Source organism: Kribbella sp. NPDC055110 (assembly GCF_053607525.1).
Map to the genome: position 1 here is coordinate 425613 of NZ_JBSGTS010000002.1, position 16265 is coordinate 441877.

At 67.7% G+C, this 16265-nt stretch carries 15 protein-coding genes and 1 pseudogene; 8 read left to right on the forward strand and 8 right to left on the reverse strand.

The genetic code is table 11. The annotated features are described in order from the left end of the window. Positions 1-161: 161 nt before the first annotated feature. Together ACWF0M_RS05030 and ACWF0M_RS05035 are read left to right on the forward strand one after the other, a co-directional pair. Positions 162-335: pseudogene (locus ACWF0M_RS05030) on the forward strand (YdcF family protein); the annotation flags it as partial. A gap of 100 nt (positions 336-435) precedes the next feature. Beyond that, positions 436-672: a hypothetical protein gene (locus ACWF0M_RS05035; RefSeq protein WP_452234489.1), complete on the forward strand. Its 237-nt coding sequence runs from the start codon at positions 436-438 to the stop codon at positions 670-672. A 153-nt stretch (positions 673-825) separates the two neighbouring features. Here ACWF0M_RS05035 and ACWF0M_RS05040 read toward each other — a convergent pair whose 3' ends face one another. Further along, on the reverse strand, positions 826-1593 hold the full coding sequence (locus ACWF0M_RS05040) for an alpha/beta fold hydrolase (RefSeq protein WP_452234301.1): 768 nt from the start codon (positions 1591-1593) through the stop codon (positions 826-828). A gap of 168 nt (positions 1594-1761) precedes the next feature. Between ACWF0M_RS05040 and ACWF0M_RS05045 the strand changes: the two genes are divergently transcribed. The 4 genes from ACWF0M_RS05045 to ACWF0M_RS05060 all read left to right on the forward strand — a co-directional run bounded on the left by ACWF0M_RS05045 (position 1762) and on the right by ACWF0M_RS05060 (position 5045). Beyond that, positions 1762-2733, forward strand: a complete 972-nt coding sequence (locus ACWF0M_RS05045) for a LysR family transcriptional regulator (RefSeq protein WP_452234302.1) — start codon at positions 1762-1764, stop codon at positions 2731-2733. Positions 2734-2776: 43 nt separating this feature from the next. After that, positions 2777-3928 carry an NAD-dependent formate dehydrogenase gene (locus ACWF0M_RS05050; protein WP_452234303.1) on the forward strand — a complete coding sequence of 384 codons (1152 nt, stop codon included), beginning with the start codon at positions 2777-2779 and terminating at the stop codon, positions 3926-3928. Positions 3929-4012: 84 nt separating this feature from the next. After that, a complete protein-coding gene (locus ACWF0M_RS05055; RefSeq protein ID WP_452234304.1) occupies positions 4013-4189 on the forward strand; it encodes a hypothetical protein in 177 nt (58 codons plus the stop codon). 100 nt (positions 4190-4289) lie between these two features. Next, a complete protein-coding gene (locus ACWF0M_RS05060; protein WP_452234305.1) occupies positions 4290-5045 on the forward strand; it encodes a GntR family transcriptional regulator in 756 nt (251 codons plus the stop codon). A 435-nt stretch (positions 5046-5480) separates the two neighbouring features. On the opposite strand, the gene ACWF0M_RS05065 is transcribed toward ACWF0M_RS05060, so the two are convergent. The 5 genes from ACWF0M_RS05065 to ACWF0M_RS05085 all read right to left on the reverse strand — a co-directional run bounded on the left by ACWF0M_RS05065 (position 5481) and on the right by ACWF0M_RS05085 (position 12729). Beyond that, positions 5481-5999 (reverse strand): hypothetical protein, encoded by a 519-nt coding sequence (locus ACWF0M_RS05065; protein ID WP_452234306.1) that lies wholly within the window; start codon positions 5997-5999, stop codon positions 5481-5483. A gap of 1 nt (position 6000) precedes the next feature. Then, positions 6001-7497: an Nramp family divalent metal transporter gene (locus tag ACWF0M_RS05070; protein ID WP_452234307.1), complete on the reverse strand. Its 1497-nt coding sequence runs from the start codon at positions 7495-7497 to the stop codon at positions 6001-6003. A gap of 63 nt (positions 7498-7560) precedes the next feature. Continuing rightward, positions 7561-9708 (reverse strand): acetate--CoA ligase family protein, encoded by a 2148-nt coding sequence (locus tag ACWF0M_RS05075; RefSeq protein WP_452234308.1) that lies wholly within the window; start codon positions 9706-9708, stop codon positions 7561-7563. Between the two features lie 73 nt (positions 9709-9781). After that, complete coding sequence (frc, locus tag ACWF0M_RS05080; protein ID WP_452234309.1) at positions 9782-11008, reverse strand: formyl-CoA transferase; 1227 nt, start codon at positions 11006-11008, stop codon at positions 9782-9784. An 11-nt stretch (positions 11009-11019) separates the two neighbouring features. Then, positions 11020-12729: a thiamine pyrophosphate-binding protein gene (locus ACWF0M_RS05085; protein ID WP_452234310.1), complete on the reverse strand. Its 1710-nt coding sequence runs from the start codon at positions 12727-12729 to the stop codon at positions 11020-11022. 123 nt (positions 12730-12852) lie between these two features. Here ACWF0M_RS05085 and ACWF0M_RS05090 point away from each other — a divergent pair, with 123 nt between their 5' ends. Continuing rightward, positions 12853-13110, forward strand: a complete 258-nt coding sequence (locus ACWF0M_RS05090) for a hypothetical protein (protein ID WP_452234311.1) — start codon at positions 12853-12855, stop codon at positions 13108-13110. Here ACWF0M_RS05090 and ACWF0M_RS05095 read toward each other — a convergent pair. Both ACWF0M_RS05095 and ACWF0M_RS05100 read right to left on the reverse strand, forming a co-directional pair. After that, entirely contained in the window at positions 13062-13634 is a 573-nt protein-coding gene (locus tag ACWF0M_RS05095; RefSeq protein WP_452234312.1) for a hypothetical protein, read from the reverse strand. The genes ACWF0M_RS05090 and ACWF0M_RS05095 overlap by 49 nt on opposite strands. Next, positions 13631-14971: an MFS transporter gene (locus tag ACWF0M_RS05100; RefSeq protein WP_452234313.1), complete on the reverse strand. Its 1341-nt coding sequence runs from the start codon at positions 14969-14971 to the stop codon at positions 13631-13633. The genes ACWF0M_RS05095 and ACWF0M_RS05100 overlap by 4 nt, the downstream gene beginning before the upstream one ends. Positions 14972-15108: 137 nt before the next feature. Here ACWF0M_RS05100 and sucC point away from each other — a divergent pair, with 137 nt between their 5' ends. After that, the gene (sucC, locus tag ACWF0M_RS05105; protein WP_452234314.1) at positions 15109-16254 is read left to right on the forward strand and encodes an ADP-forming succinate--CoA ligase subunit beta; all 1146 of its coding nucleotides are present in this window, start codon (positions 15109-15111) and stop codon (positions 16252-16254) included. Positions 16255-16265: the final 11 nt, after the last annotated feature.

A 16265-nucleotide genomic window follows, 5' to 3' on the forward strand; every position in this document is an offset into this window, starting at 1 on the left:
TCCGCGCAACTCAATGCATTCACCCCTGCAACAACTGCAAAAACCTGCGGCTCTGGGTACCTTGACATCCATGCCGACTACCGGCTTTGGATGAGGTAGTGATCGCGGAGTACCTCGCGCGGCGGGATCCGGTCGGGCGATCAGTGGATCTTGTTGTGTTGATGGGCTCCGCGGTGCTGGAGTCGGTGGAGGTCGCGGCTGAGGCGCCGCACGTGTTCCAGGAGCTGCTGCTCAGGTACGGCGTACCGGCCGATCACCTCACCGTCGAGGACCGGTCGACGAACTGCGGCGAGAACGCGGAGTTCACCCGCCGGACGATCAGCTCGCCGCAGACGCTGCTGCTCATCCAAGATCCGACCATGCAACGTCGTACGCATGCCTGTTTCGAGCGGTCCTTTGCCGACCTTCCCGGTACGACGCTGATCAGCCGCGCCATTGATCCCGTGGATCGGCCCCGACCGGGTCAGCGCCGGCCCGGACGCACCCGAGATCTGGACCCGCTTCCGCTTCCGCTCCCTGCTCCTCGGCGAGATCCACCGCCTGTCACCAGACGTCTACGGCCCCCAAGGCCGCAACTTCATAGACCACGTCGACATCCCCACCGAAGTACTTGCCGCCTACAACGAACTCGCGGCCCGCAATCCTCAGCTCGTACGCGCCGCCGCCAGCTGATCGAAAGCGGTCAGCAACTGCCCCGCCTGCCGCTGGACACACTCGTCCGGATCCTCATCGAAGACCCGCTCCTGATGATCGGCGTGGCGGCCGCCCTGCACTACGGCGTAGAGCGGCCGTTGGCACCACGTCTCAAACACCTCCTCGAGCTGTTCACTCGTTGAGGAAGTAGCCCGACAGCACCCGCGCCAGCGTCTCTGGCGGCAGCGTGTGGAACGTCCCGTCATGTCCTTCCACCGTGCCCTGCGGCAACGCAGCGACCGTCTCCTGCACGGACCGCCGCAGCCACTCCGGACTCGCGTTGCTGTACAGCCCTAGCGTCGGTACGTCGACCGACGCCAGCAGCTCTACCGGTACGGCGCTGTCCCCCAACTGCAGCGCGTCGTACACGAGTGTGTGCGCGATGGCCTCCAGCCCGGCCCACATCGGCGTCTGCCTGATCTGCTCGACCACCTCCTTCGGCTGTCCGACTGCCTCGACCATGAACAGTTCGGCCGCTCCACCCGGGTTTCCGGCGGCGACGAACTCCTGTAGCCGCTCGAGGTAGCGCTCCGGTGCTGGCGGTGCACCGTCGACCCGGAACGGGGGCTCCATGACGGCCTGCTTCTCGAACGGCAGTGCGGCCTGCAGCAGCACCATCGACCCGGACGAGTACGCGCAGGCGAACCGCGCGCCGGTCGCCGAGCGCACGGCGTCGAGGTCTTCCCATTCACGCTCGACCGCGTACGGCAGCGTGTCGCCGGAGTCGCCACGGCCCCGCCGGTCGTAGTTCACGACGGTAAACGCCGCGGACAGTGCCACCGCGTCCTCGACGTACCGCGAGCGGTCGGTGAACCCACCGGCCACGAGCACCAGAACCGGCCCGCTGCCGTAGGTGTCGTACGCGAGCTCGGTGCCGTCCTTCGAGACAACCTTCTCCATCACACACTCCTTTGCCGAACAGGTCCCTGCCCAACCGTCGAGCGAGCTGTCGCCAGAAAGACACAGTGTGATCCACTTCACAGAGTGACGAGCCCTTCCGGGTCGAAGGAAGCGTCACTACAGTTGGATTATGTATACAGGCGACTGCACACCCACCCGGGATCGTTGATGCTGCTCCGGCAACTGGAGTACCTCGTCGCCCTCGCCCGCGAGAAGCACTTCGCCCGGGCGGCGGATGCCTGTTACGTCTCCCAGCCGTCGCTGTCCGCCGCGATCCGCAAGCTCGAGCAGGAGCTCGACGTACCGATCGTGCGCCGCGGCCGCCGCTTCGAGGGCCTGACCCCCGAGGGCGAGCGGGTGCTGCTCTGGGCGCAGCGGATCCTCGCCGAGCAGGACGCGCTCCGCCACGAGCTGTCGATGATGCGCGGCGGCCTGAACGGCACGCTCCGGCTCGGCGCGATCCCGACCGCGATGCCGGTCGTCTCGCTCCTGACCACACCGTTCTGCGAACGCCACCCGAACACGCGCGTCACGCTCGAGTCGCTGTCGTCGCGGGACATCACCCAGAAGCTGGCGGAGTTCGAGCTGGACGTCGCGATGACATACCTCGACGACGACACACTCGGTCAGGTGCGCAAGACGCCGCTGTACGAGGAGCGGTACCTGCTGCTCACCCCGAAGGACACCGAGCTCGCCGACCTGCCGGTGGCGACGTGGGCGCAGGTCGCCGAGTTGCCGCTCTGCCTGCTCTCCCCCGAGATGCGCAACCGCCGGATCATGAACGGCTACTTCACCGACGACGGCGCGACCGCGACACCGGCGATCGAGAGCGACACGGTGTCCGGTCTCTACAGTCACCTGCACGGCAACCACTGGTCGACGGTCATCTCGCACGCGTGGTTGCACATGTTCGGCGTACCGGACGGGATGCGCGTCGTACCGCTCAAGCGCCCGGCGCACGGGCCGCGGGTCGGCCTGGTGATCGCCGCGCGGAGCCCCGAACCCGTACTCGCCCGCGCATTGCTCGATGTCGCCCGGCAGGCCGGCGTCCACAAGGCCCTCGACGGCCTGCTCGACGTGCACTTGATGGGTTCGGGCTATCTCGACATAGCGAGCAAGTCTTTGACCGCCGGTCCTTGACCCGGCGATGGTGGAAATCCCTTCAGAACAAGGAGATTCCATCATGGCGAAGATTGTGTGCGTGCTGTACGACGACCCCGCTGCCGGCTACCCGACGACGTACGCGCGCGACAGCATCCCCTCGATCGAGCGGTACCCGGACGGCCAGACCGCGCCGAGCCCGAAGTCGATCGACTTCACACCAGGCGCGCTGCTCGGCAGCGTGTCCGGTGAACTCGGGCTGCGCGGTTTCCTCGAGAGCCAAGGGCACACGCTCGTCGTCATCTCCGACAAGGAGGCGGCGCTCGACCGCGAGCTTCCCGACGCCGACGTGGTGATCTCGCAACCGTTCTGGCCGGCGTACCTGACGGCCGAGCGGATCGCGAAGGCGCCGAACCTGAAGCTCGCGATCACCGCCGGGATCGGGTCGGACCATGTCGACCTGGACGCGGCGATCGGCGCGGGCATGACGGTTGCCGAGGTCACCTACTCGAACAGCATCAGCGTCGCCGAGCACGTGGTGATGATGATTCTCGGGTTGGTGCGGAACTACCTCCCGTCGTACCAGGTGGTGGTCGACGGCGGATGGAACATCGCGGACTGCGTGGCGCGTTCGTACGACCTCGAGGGCATGCACGTCGGCACCGTCGCGGCCGGCCGGATCGGGACCGCCGTACTGCGGCGGCTGGCGCCGTTCGACGTGAACCTGCACTACACCGACCGACACCGGCTGCCCGAGTCGGTGGAGCGCGAACTCAACCTCACCTTCCACGACAGCGCCGCCGACATGGTGCCGTACTGCGATGTCGTCACCATCAACGCGCCGCTGCACCCGGAGACCGAGGGGCTGTTCGGCGACGAGCTCCTCGCGACCATGAAGCGCGGGACGTATCTGATCAACACCGCGCGGGCGAAGATCGCCGACCGGGACGCGATCGTGCGGGCCCTGGAGAGCGGGCAGTTAGCCGGGTACGCCGGTGACGTCTGGTACCCGCAGCCGGCGCCGGCCGATCACCCGTGGCGGACCATCCCGCACCACGGGATGACGCCGCACATCTCCGGCTCGTCGCTGTCCGCGCAGGCCCGGTACGCCGCGGGCACGCGGGAGATCCTGGAGTCCTGGCTGAGCGGTACGCCGATCCGCGACGAGTACCTGATCGTCGACGGCGGGCGACTGGCCGGCACCGGCGCGCACTCGTACTCCACCACGGTGTAAGCGGGATCACGTGAGATCTGGGCATGACTGGTCCGTGCACCTGGTTGAATGTATACAGAAGCCAGAATTCAAGGAAGGGTAGAAATGATCTTCACACGGAGGTTCGGCGCTCTGGCGGCTCGCCCGCAGTTCCCGGATGCCCCGGAGCTGCTGCAGGAGCTGAACGCCCCGATCGACCTGGACGCGGAGTTCGCCCAGCTGATCGGCGAAGCGGACAGTGCACACGGCGACCCCCGGCGCGCGGACGAGTCGGCCGCCTGATCCGGCGTACGGACTGCTTCGGCGCCGGAGCAATTGGAGGCACGTGGCACTTGGTAGACTGTCTACCAAGTGCCACAGTGGTAGGACCGGAAGGGACCTCATGACGACGATCAGTGCGGGGCCAGGGGCGGGTGCGGAACCGGCCGGTGTGCGGCACGTCAAGCGACCGCAGCCGTTGCGGGAATCGGTGTACGAGGCCCTCACCGAGATGATCATCGACGGCACGCTCGAGCGCGGGCGGCACCTCGTCGAGGTCGAGCTCGCCGGGATCCTGGGCGTCTCGCGGCAGCCGGTGCGCGAGGCCCTGCAGCGGCTGAACAACGAAGGCTGGGTGGATCTGCGGCCCGGGTTCGGCGCGATGGTGCATGTGCCGGCCGAGGACGAGGTCGACCAGTTGCTGGCGGCCCGCGCCGCGCTGGAGTCGGAGTCCGCGAGGCTCGCGGCCCGGCACGCGTCGAAGGACGACGTCGCCACGTTGCGCGAGCTGTGCAAGGTCGGCACGACGTACCAGGAAGCCGGCGACATCGACGGCACCGTGCGGACGAACGCCGAGCTCCACAGCCTGATCACCCAGATGTCCGGCAACCGTTTCCTCGTCGACTTCGCCGCCCAGGTCGACCGCCGCGTCCGCTGGTACTACACCCCGGTCGCCCCCGTCCGCGGGGCTGCGTCCTGGCGCGAGCACAACCGCCTGGTGAAGGCCATCAGCGAAGGCGACGAAGACAAAGCCGCCCAGATCATGCGCGAACACACCGAACACACCCGCAAGGCCTACCACGACCTCCAGGCCACAACGGCCCCTGTCGAAACCCCCGACGCAGACCCAACCCCTCGCCGCCGTCGTCGTACTAGCTGACCGGCAGCCGCTCGACCCGCCAGGTCCGAAGAAAAGCTGACGCCTGGTCAGCACTGAAGTCACGACCCGAAACCACACCGGCCAACTCAGCCAGAAACACCGCGTCGTCGGCAGTCGCAGAACGCCACTTCACCATCATCACCGCCAACCATCCCCCGGCCGAGCAGCGTTGTCCACGACGGCCTCGGGGTCGACGTCACCACAAGACGAGGAGCCCGCCCAGGAGGCGACCTCGGTGGGCTGGCCGGGGCCTGGGGCAGGCTGGGTTTCCGGAACATAATCGTCAAAGAGCGGCAAGAATGTTCCGGAAAGCCGCGGTACAGCCGGCGATGTAGCGCGAGCCGTGCACGAGGCGCGCACCCGCCGAAGGCGGCAGAAAGACAGGGTGTCCTTTCGGTCGCCCGCAACTGGTGGGATTGCGGGCGACTGGTGGGGTTAGCGGTTGCGGCCTGCGGCGGCTTTGCGGGCTGTTAGGGCGGTGGCCAGGTGGGTGTACTGCTCCACGACGCGCCGGGCGTAGATGTTGCGGTCGAGGATGTGGGGCCACCAGAGGCGACCTATTTGTTCTTGCATCCAGAGGAAGCCGATCGCGAATCCCATGCTCACCAGCGCACGGAAGGCGAGGAACTTCCACGGTTCCGGTGGCAGGCCGGGTGAACCGGTGATCACCCAGGCGGTGACCACCGAGTGCACCAGGAGCGCCAGCGGGAACGCGACCACCCAGTAGACCGCCGCCGGCGCGAACACGCCCGCGGGGACTTTGCCGAGCGCAACCAGTACGGCGTACCCGGACCCGAACAGGATCAGGGGTACGCCGAGACCGAGCCCGGTGACGACTGCCCAGCCGGCGGGCTGGCCGACGAATGCGGCCAGTCCACCGGCGATGAGTCCTGCTGCCGCGCCCACCGACGCGGCCGGGACGCAGTACTGCGCCAACTGCTTCAAGTCAGCCATCTCAACCCACAGCCACGCCGAAGCGGAACAGGCAGTAGAACAGCATCCCGAGATAGAACACCGCTCCGAACCCGATGATCACGTTCCGCACCGGGCCGGGACGGATCTTCTTCGGCAGCAGCAGGTTGTTGGTCAGCAGCAACACGATGCAGTACGCGCCCATCGCGAACGTGGACAGGAACGCGAGCGTGTCCAGGATCCCCGCCGGGCCGTCGGCCGGCCCGAACAGCAGGATCAGGATCCCGAACAGGATCACGCCCCACAGGAACCCGGCGTACAGCCTCGACATCGAGAACCGTTTGGCGCCCGGCACGAAGTAGTACGTCATGTCCGCCTGACCGCGGGAGAACGAGTCGAACAGACCGAGGGTCGCGTTCAGCCCGATCAGTGCGATGAAGGCGAAGAACAACGTCCCGAGGATCGGCGAACCGGCCGACGCGAACGCGTCCGACATCGCCTTCAGCGCCGCTTCCCGGTCACCGCCCTCGATCAGCGAGGCGACGTCCGGGTTCTCCCGCGCCGCCGACATCGCCAGCACGGTGAACGAGATCGTCACCAGCATCGTGATGCCCCAGAAGAGCAGGATCGCGTCGAACGTGACCCACTTGCGCCAGCCCTTCCACTTCGCCATCTCGGCCGGGTCCTCGGTGTCGAACATGAACCCGCGCGACGGCATCGACTCCGCCTCGCCCTCGGCCCGCAGGCCGCGGATCTTCGGGATGTGCGCCCCCATGCCGGCGCCGCTGTCCCGCAGTTGCAGCGTGTACCACATCTGCTGCATCCCGGACGGCCCGGCGAACGCGATCGAGCCGACGACGACCGGGAACCACGCCGAGGTCATCGCGTCGTGCGGGAAGTACCCGAACGCGAACATCCCGGACAGGGTGCGGCCGAGGTCGTCCCAGTTGCCGACGATCGCGGCGATCACCGACGTACCGACGACCAGCAGCCCGATCAGCAGGCCGAGCAGCTTCTCGAGGAAGTTGTAGATCACCGACAGCAGACTGAACAGCACACCGACGAACACCAGAGCCACGCACGCGGTGACCTGCCAGGGTATGCCGGTGATCTCCTCGAACGCGGCCGCGCCTGCGGACAGATGGCCCGGCCACATGTAGATCAGGATCGCCGCCGCGTAGAAGAACCACATCAGCGGTTTGAAGATCCGGGCCGCGCCGAAGAAGATGCTCTCCCCGGTGGCCATCGCGTACCGCGCCATCTCCAGCAGCACGAACGCCTGCAGCGTGACACCGACCATGAACAACCAGCGGATGTCCGGCCCGAACACCAGGACGAGCCGGGGCCACATGTACGACTCCCCCATCCCCACACCCAGCGCGACCAGGAAGACGGTCGGACCGAGGATGTGCATGGACGGTGGTGCGTCCGGAAGTTTCCGGATCGGCATCGGTTCGAGCCGGCCGGCCTTCCAGACCTTCTCGGTGACCGCGGCCACCGGCTCTTCGGGAACTTCTGAGGTCTTGCTCGTGACGTCCAAGGCGGACTCCTTAGTTCGACGCCAACTAGCGGATCAACTTCCCCCGCGCGCTCCTTCCTCCAATCAACTGATGCCGAGCGGCCCGGCGTTGCGGGCCCAGCGGTACTTGGCTCCGAGGACCTGGACCGGGGTCTCGGTGGTGTACGGGTAGGCGACCACACCGTGGTCGAACAGGTACTGCGACGCTTCCTCGACCTCGACGTCACCGGACAGCGAGGCGACCACGGGCTTGTCGATGCCCTTGGCCCGGAACTCCTCGACCACCTCGGCGACGAGTTTCGCGAACACCATCGGCGGTGTCACGATCGTGTGCCAGTACCCCAGGATCAGCGCGTGGATCCGTTCGTCGGACAGCCCCAGCGCGACCGTGTTCCGGTACGTCGACGGCGGCTCGCCACCCGTGATGTCCACGGGGTTGCCGGCCGCGCCGAACGGCGGGATGAACGTGCGGAACGCCGCATCCAGGTCTGACGGGATGTCCATCAGCGTGAGGCCGTTGTCCACACAAGCGTCCGAGAGCAGTACGCCGGAACCGCCGGCTCCCGTGATGATGACGACGTTCTCGCCCTTCGGCGTCGGCAGCAGCGGGATCCCGCGGGCGTACTGGAGCATCTCGTTCAGCCCCGGCGCCCGGACCACCCCGCTCTGCCGCAGAATGTCGTCGTACACCTTGTCGTTGCCGGCCAGGGCGCCGGTGTGCGAGCTGGCCGCCCGCGCGCCCAGGGAAGTACGGCCGGCCTTCAGTACGACGACCGGCTTCTTCTTCGACACCCGGGCCGCCGTCTCGGCGAACGCCCGGCCGTCCTTCAAATCCTCAAGGTGCATGGCGATCAGGTTGGTGTTGTCGTCGCTCTCGAAGAACGTCAGGAGGTCATCCTCGTCGATATCGGCCTTGTTGCCTACCCCAACGATCGCGGAGACCCCCATCCGGCTGGACCGGCTGAACCCGAGGATCGCCATCCCGATCCCGCCGGACTGCGACGACAGGGCAACGGACCCGCGGACGTCGTACGGCGTGCAGAAGGTCGCGCACAGGCTCTCCGGCAGGTAGTAGTAGCCGTAGATGTTCGGTCCCAGAATGCGGACGTTGTGTTTGCGGGCGATCGCGACGACCTCGTCCTGCAGCGCCTGCTCACCGGTCTCGGCGAACCCGGACGGGATCAGGATCGCGCCCGCGACGCCCTTCTGACCGCACTGCTCGAGCGCGCCGGAGACGAACTTGGCCGGTACGGCGAACACCGCGACGTCCACCTCACCCGGTACGTCGGTGATGCTGGGGAACGCCTTGAGCCCGAGGACCTCGCCGCCGCGAGGGTTGATCGGGTAGATGTCCCCGGCGTACCCGCCGTTGACCAGGTTCTTCATCACCGAGTTGCCGATCTTGCCGTCCTCGTTGGACGCCCCGATCACGGCCACCGCGCGCGGCTTCATGATCCGGGTCATCGCGGTCAGGATCTCCTCCTGGCTGTACCGCTCGACCGGTTTCCCGGCCTCGGCGTCCACGATGATCCGGAAGTCGACCGCGGTGGCGCCGTCCGGGCCGGCCAGCACCGGGTTCAGGTCGACCTCCGCGAACTGCGGGAAGTCCGTGACCAGGTCCGAGAGCCGTTTGATCAGCTCGCCGACCGCGTCCTTGTCGACCGGCTTCGCGCCGCGAACGCCTTCGAGCATCTCGCGCGCGCCGATCCCGTCGACCATCGCGCGAGCCTCGCCGTCGGACAGCGGAGCGAGCCGGAACGTGACGTCCTTGAGCACCTCGACGAGTACGCCGCCGAGCCCGAACGCGACCACCTTGCCAAAGGTCGGGTCGGTGACCGCACCGACGATGACCTCCTGAACGTCACCGCCGGTGACCAGCATCTTCTGCACCTGTACGCCGGTGATCTCGGCGTCGGCCCGGTACGCACGCGCATTGGCGAGGATCTTGTCGAAGGCGTCCCGGGCCGCGTCGGCACTGTCGACGCCGACCACCACGCCGCCGGCGTCGGTCTTGTGCAGGATGTCCGGCGAGACGATCTTCAGCACGACCGGGAAACCGATCTCGGCCGCGAGGCCGGCGGCTCCGTCGGCAGTCGCGGCCAGCCCCTCGCCCGGCGTCGGGATGCCGTACGCGTCGGCGACCAGCTTGGCCTCCGGCGCGCTCAGCGAGGTGCGGCCGTCCGCCAGAGCCTGGTCGAGGATGGCCCGAACCGCTGCCTTGTCATAAGTCATGCGCTGCAACTCCTCTGTATTCGATGCTTACGTCCGAAGAACCGGTGACCCGTCTCTCGACTTCTTCGGACGTTCAGATCACGCCGGCGGCTTTGAGTTCGGAGAGCTCGGCCGTGTCGATGCCGAGCGCGCCGTAGATGACGGAGTTGTGTTCGCCGAGGCCCGGTGAGGTCTGGACGTCGACCGGGGAGTCGGACAGCTTGATCGGGCAGCCGACGGTCTTGAACGTGCCGCGCTGCGGGTGCTCGACCTCGACCACCGCGCCGAGGTCGGCGAGCGTCTCGTCCGCGATCAGTTCGGCCGTGGACATGATCGGTCCGCACGGCACGTTCAGCGCGTTGAGCTGGTCCATCACCTCGAACTTGGTGTGCTGCTCGGTCCACTGCTCGATCAGCGCGAACATCTTGTCGAGCTTGTCCAGCCGCGCGGCCGGCGTCGCCCAGTCCGGGTCCTCGGCCAGCTCGGGCTTGCCGATCAGGTTGGCGATCGGCGCCCAGCCCGGCGGCTGCACGATCACGTAGATGTAGTCGTTCGGTCCGCCGGGTGCGCAGCGCAGCGCCCAGCCGGGCTGGCCGCCACCGGACGCGTTCCCGGACCGCGGCACCTCGCCGTTGAAGTTGTCGTTCGGGTACTCGCGCAGCGGGCCGTGCGTCAGCCGCTGCTGGTCGCGCAGCTTCACCCGGGTCAGGTTGAGTACTGCTTCCTGCATGGCCACGGTGACCCGCTGGCCCTTGCCGGTGTGCGTCCGCTGGAGCAGCGCGGCGAGGATGCCGGCCACCAGGTGGATGCCGGTGCCCGAGTCACCGATCTGCGCGCCGGTCGCGGTGGGCGGTCCGTCCTCGAACCCCGTCGTACTCATCGCGCCGCCCATCGCCTGGGCGACGACCTCGTACGCCTTGAAGTTCTCGTAGCGGCCGGGCCCGAAGCCCTTGATCGACGCGAAGACCAGCCGCGGGTTGAGTTCCTGCAGCCGCTCCCAGGTGAAGCCCATCCGGTCGATCGCGCCGGGAGCGAAGTTCTCCACCAGCACATCGGAGTTCTTCACCAGGTCGACGAAGATCTCCTTGCCGCGGTCGGACTTCATGTTCAGCGTGATGCTGCGCTTGTTGCAGTTGAGCATCGTGAAGTAGAGGCTGTCGACGTCGGGTACGTCGCGCAGCTGCTGGCGGGTGATGTCGCCGGTCGGTGCCTCGAGCTTGATCACATCGGCGCCGAGCCAGGCGAGGAGCTGGGTACAGGACGGTCCGGACTGCACATGGGTCATGTCGAGAACACGGACACCCTGGAGGGCCTGGGTCATGACGGGTCCCCTTACTTGTACATGGTCTGGTTCATGGTTCCGGGGGCGTAGGCGTCCGGGTCGACCCAGACGTTGATCAGCGACGGCAGCCCCGACTCGCGGGCCCGGAGCAGCGCCGGCCCGATGTCCTTCGGGTCACGGACCTCTTCGCCGTACCCGCCGAGCATCCGGGCGAACTCGTCGTACTTCACGTCGCCGAGGGTGTTGCCGATCCGGCCGCGATCCTTGCCGTACTTCGCTTCCTGGCCGTAGCGGATCTGGTTCATCGACGAGTTGTTGCCGACCACGCCGACGAACGGGAGCTTGTAGCGGACCAGCGTCTCGAAGTCCCAGCCGGTCAGCGAGAACGCGCCGTCGCCGAACAGTGCGACCACTTCCTTGTCCGGTCGCGCGTACTTCGCCGCGAGCACGAACGGGATGCCGACGCCGAGCGTGCCGAGCGGGCCCGGGTCCATCCAGTGGCCGGGTGACTTCGGCTGTACGACGCCACCGGAGAACGTCACGATGTCGCCGCCGTCGCCGATGTAGATCGAGTCCTCGGTGAGGAACTCGTTGATCTCGTGCGCGAGGCGCAGCGGGTGGATCGGGTTCGCGTCGGACAACTGCCGCGGCAGCCGCTTCTGGTACGCCGCGTCCTCCTCGGCCCGCAGCTCCGCGAACCAGGCCTTGCGATCCGTCTTGTGCAGCCGGCCCGACGCCGCTTGCGTGACCGCGGCCAGGATCGCGCCCGGGTCGCCGACCAGACCGAGGTCGATGTCGCGGTTCTTCCCGACGGTGCGGTAGTCGAGGTCGATCTGTACGACGGTGGCGCTCTTCGGGAGCCGGCGCCCGTACCCCATCCGGAAGTCGAACGGCGTGCCGACGATCAGGATCAGGTCGGCGTTGTTGAAGCCGTACCGCCGGGACAGGTGGAAGTGGTGCGGGTCGCCAGGCGGCAGCGTGCCGCGGGCCGAACCGTTCATGAACGCCGGGATGTCGAGCGTCCGGACGAAGTCGATCGCCGCGTCGCTCCCGCGGGAGGTCCACACCTGGCTGCCGAGCAGTACGACGGGCTTCTCGGCCCGCACCAGCAGGTCGGCCAGCGCCTCGACGCTCGCCGGGTCGCCGATGCTCTTCGTCGAGGCCCGGTAATGCCCGGCCTCGGGAACGGTGGCGGAATCGACCGGCACCGAGTTGTCCAGGATGTCGCGCGGGATCTCCAGGAACGACGGGCCGGGCGCGCCGTTGTAGCACTCGCGGAACGCCATCGACACCATGTCCGCGGCCCGCGCGGTGTGCGGCACGGTCGCGGCGAACTTCGTGATCGGCGTCATCATGTCGACGTGCGGCAGGTCCTGCAGGGATCCCATCTTGTGCTGGTTCAGGGCGCCCTGGCCGCCGATCAGCAGCATCGGGCTCTCGGCGCGGAACGCGTTCGCGACCCCGGTGACCGCGTCCGTCGTACCGGGGCCGGCGGTGACGACCGCGCAGCCGGGCTTGCCGGTGACCCGTGCGTACCCGTCGGCGGCGTGGGCCGCGACCTGCTCGTGGCGCACGTCGACCACCGCAATGCCCTCGTCCACGCAGCCGTCGTAGATGTCGATGATGTGACCGCCACAGAGCGTGAAGATCACGTCGATGCCTTCGGCCTTCAAGGCCTTCGCGACGAGGTGACCACCGGAGATCATCTCCGGCTCCTTCACGTGGGCGGCGGGCTGGGTCTCCGACACTGTCTGCGCCATCTGCAGTCATCTCCTCGGAAGGCCGTCGTGCGGCTTGGTGTGTAGATTGCATACCGTATGGTGTAGTCGTAGTCTTATCCCACCCACCAGGCGTTGTCCAGAGCTCGGGGCCAGGAGGCTGTGATGACGATTTCCGAGGACCTCGACCGGACCCGTGCCGCACTCGTCGCGCTGGAGAAGTCCCTTACGGCGTTGAGGAATCGCGTCGGTCCGCATCTCGACGTACTGCGGTTGCTCGACGATCTGGAGCGGTGTACGGCGGACCTCCGGCGCCTCGAGCAGCAGGTCCGCGCACCCCGCCGGCACGAACTCGTGACGATCCCGGACGACGACTACGACCACGATTTCTGGGCGGACGCCGAACACGAGGGCTTGGGCTGAGTCCCTAGGCAGAGCTTCAGCAGGCTGCGCAGGCGTACGTCGCGGTCACCGTTCGCTGTCCGAGCGGTGACCGCGACGGCCTCGGCTGCGTGTTCCGTGGCGATAAACGTGCGGTAGAACGGCTCGCTCCAGCCCAGCCGGTCGAGCGCGGGCAACCACCAGCGTGCCGCTCCCCCGGGATCGTCCTCGGACCCGAGCAGGTGCAGCGCCGTCTGATGGGCGGCCGCCATCCTCCGCCGCTCGTCACCGGTCAGCTCGCCGCTCGCGAGTGCAGTGGAAACGCACAGTGCGACCAGACGGGCCGATGCCTCGAAGCCGACGCGGCTGGTGTTGATGAAGCGCGGCGCGAGCGGCAGCAGGTCCCGCCGACCGGCAGAGCTGCTGTGATCGTGGGCCGCTCGCGCCACCGAGCTCAGGACGGGATGCACGCACGCGGGGCGATCGGTCCACGGCTCCCGCGCGAGGCGGGACACCAGTTCCATCACGCACGGATCGGGTCGCTTGACCTTCCCGTAGCCGTTCACTCGCCCGCCACCGGCGTACCGAGTTGGGGCCGCACGGGCAACGCCGGCCGACCGGGTTGTTTGAGGAGGCGCACACTCAGCGCAGTCAGTACGCCGAGCAGCCCGGCCCCGAGGAACAACGGCCGATACCCGACCACCGCGATCACGGATGCGGCGACACCGATGCCGACCAGGCCGCCGACCGCCTTCGCGGAGTACAGGATCGCCTGGTTCTGCAGCAGGCTGTTCTCGCCGAAGAACTCCAGCACGAGGTTGGCCATGATCGCGTAGAACGCGCCACCACCCAGGCCCGCGAACATCGCGCACACCACGAACGCCCAGCCGGCGTGGACAACCACCAAACCGACGTGCGCGAAACCTTCGATCATCAGTACGGCGGCCAGCACCCGACGGCGACCGAATCCGTCGGACAGGTGACCTGCCAACGACCTGCCAAGACCGTTGACCGCAGCAAGCAATCCGGCAGCCGTCGCCGCTACCGTGAGACCAAGGTCGGCGCTCGCGCCGTAGCTCACCACGAAGCCGATGCCGAGCAGCGACAGCGCCGTGCTGATTGCCAGCAGCAACCACATCAGCGGCAGCGCGCCGGTCCGCATCGCCTCGCCCGGACGGTACTGCCGGACCGCGGGTGCGTTGTGCGGGATGCTGCGGTTCAGCTTCCGGTCGATCGCCCACACCTGCGCGTCGATGTCCGCGGGCCACCAGTGCCGCGGCGGATCCTTCAGTAGACCCCCTGCAACCAGGACGACCAGCACCGCCACCAGAGCGGTCAGGTCGAACACGAGCGCTTGATCCATCCGGGTCAGCAAGAAGATGCTCGGTACGGCGCCGACCGCGAACCCGCCTGTCACGAAGCCGATCGTCGCGGTACGCCGTTCCGGGAACCAGCGCGCCGACGTCGTGATGCAGGCCGCGTACACGAGGCCCGCTCCGGTCCCGCCGAGGAGCGAGTAGCCGACGAGGACCGCGCCGTAGGTGTGTACATGGGCGAGGGTGACGAGGCCGATCGCCGCGAGCGCACCGCCGCCGATGACGAGCTGCGTCGGCGTTGCCCGCCGTACCCGATGGGCCCAGGCGGCTGGGATCGCGACGAGCGCTTGGCAGGCGACGAAGACCGCGAGCAGCCACAGCGTTTGGGCCCCGCTCCAACCGCGGTCCGAGGCTAGGCCGAGCGCTGCGGTGCCGAACGAGTACTGCAACGGACTGATCGCGACCATGCAGGCCCAGGCCGCCCAGAGCTGCCAGCGGCGTGAGTGGCCGGTCAGTTCGCGGGCGTCCTCGCCGATCCGGTACCGCCGGCCATAGACGTCACGTACATCCCGGGGCGTGGGATTCATATCGCCTCCTGACTACTGGATACCGTATGAAGTCTGTGGTACTCCTCTGCGCCGAAGCTGTCCAGACCTGGGGCGTCACTCTTGTGACCGGATTGCATACCGCATACAGTCGGCACTACACATTCAGGGAGGCGACAGTGGACCTCATGGAGTACCAAGCCAAGGAGCTGTTTGCCCGGCACGGCGTTCCGGTGACGCTGGGACGGGTGATCGAGGATCCGGCCGACGCCGCAGACGCGGCCCGTGAGCTCGGCGGGCGCGTGGTGGTGAAGGCGCAGGTGAAGACCGGCGGGCGCGGTAAGGCCGGCGGCGTGAAACTGGCCGCCACCCCGGACGAGGCGCAGGCGAAGGCGGCCGAGATCCTCGGGATGGACATCAAGGGGCACACCGTGCAGCGGGTGCTGCTCGCCCCGGCCGCGGACATCGCCGAGGAGTACTACTTCTCGTTCCTGATCGATCGGGCGAACCGCGAGTACCTCTGTATCGCCAGCACCGAAGGCGGTGTGGAGATCGAGGAGGTCGCGCACACCAACCCGGACGCGATCGCGAAGGTACCGATCGATCCGGCTATCGGCGTCGACGATTCCAAGGCAGCTGAGATTGTCGCGGCGGCCGGGTTCCCAACTGGTGCCGTGGATATCGTCCAGCGGTTGTGGGACGTTTTCGTCGCGGAAGACGCGTCGCTGGTCGAGGTGAATCCGCTGGTGAAGCTCGGCGACGGGTCGCTGGAGGCCCTCGACGGCAAGGTCACGCTCGACGACAACGCGGCGTACCGGCACCCGGATCACAGCGGCTTCGACGACAAGGCGGCCGGCGATCCGCTCGAGGCGGAGGCGCACGCCAAGGGCCTGAACTACGTGAAGCTGGACGGTTCGGTCGGGATCATCGGCAACGGCGCGGGCCTGGTGATGTCGACGCTCGACGTGGTCGCGTACGCGGGTTCGCCGTACGGCGTGAAGCCCGCCAACTTCCTGGACATCGGTGGCGGCGCCTCGGCCGAGGTGATGGCGAACGGGCTCGGGATCATCCTGTCCGACCCGCAGGTACGCAGCGTCTTCGTGAACGTGTTCGGCGGGATCACCGCGTGCGACGCGGTCTCGAACGGCATCGTGCAGGCGCTGGCAGTGCTAGGCAAGAAAGCCGACAAGCCGCTGGTCGTCCGGCTGGACGGCAACAACGTCGAGGAAGGCCGCAAGATCCTTGCCAAGGCCCACCATCCGCTGGTGACCGTGGTCGACACGATGGACGGCGCCGCGGCGCGCGCCGCCGAGCTGGCCGCTTAGAAGGGATTGTT

Excerpts from the sequence above, each read along its gene's own strand:
- ACWF0M_RS05040 (WP_452234301.1), bottom strand. The coding sequence starts at position 1,593 with ATGGAGAAGGTTGTCTCGAAGGACGGCACCGAGCTCGCGTACGACACC.
- ACWF0M_RS05045 (WP_452234302.1), top strand. The coding sequence starts at position 1,762 with ATGCTGCTCCGGCAACTGGAGTACCTCGTCGCCCTCGCCCGCGAGAAG.
- ACWF0M_RS05050 (WP_452234303.1), top strand. The coding sequence starts at position 2,777 with ATGGCGAAGATTGTGTGCGTGCTGTACGACGACCCCGCTGCCGGCTAC.
- ACWF0M_RS05055 (WP_452234304.1), top strand. The coding sequence starts at position 4,013 with ATGATCTTCACACGGAGGTTCGGCGCTCTGGCGGCTCGCCCGCAGTTC.
- ACWF0M_RS05060 (WP_452234305.1), top strand. The coding sequence starts at position 4,290 with ATGACGACGATCAGTGCGGGGCCAGGGGCGGGTGCGGAACCGGCCGGT.
- ACWF0M_RS05065 (WP_452234306.1), bottom strand. The coding sequence starts at position 5,999 with ATGGCTGACTTGAAGCAGTTGGCGCAGTACTGCGTCCCGGCCGCGTCG.
- ACWF0M_RS05075 (WP_452234308.1), bottom strand. The coding sequence starts at position 9,708 with ATGACTTATGACAAGGCAGCGGTTCGGGCCATCCTCGACCAGGCTCTG.
- frc (WP_452234309.1), bottom strand. The coding sequence starts at position 11,008 with ATGACCCAGGCCCTCCAGGGTGTCCGTGTTCTCGACATGACCCATGTG.
- ACWF0M_RS05085 (WP_452234310.1), bottom strand. The coding sequence starts at position 12,729 with ATGGCGCAGACAGTGTCGGAGACCCAGCCCGCCGCCCACGTGAAGGAG.
- ACWF0M_RS05090 (WP_452234311.1), top strand. The coding sequence starts at position 12,853 with ATGACGATTTCCGAGGACCTCGACCGGACCCGTGCCGCACTCGTCGCG.
- ACWF0M_RS05100 (WP_452234313.1), bottom strand. The coding sequence starts at position 14,971 with ATGAATCCCACGCCCCGGGATGTACGTGACGTCTATGGCCGGCGGTAC.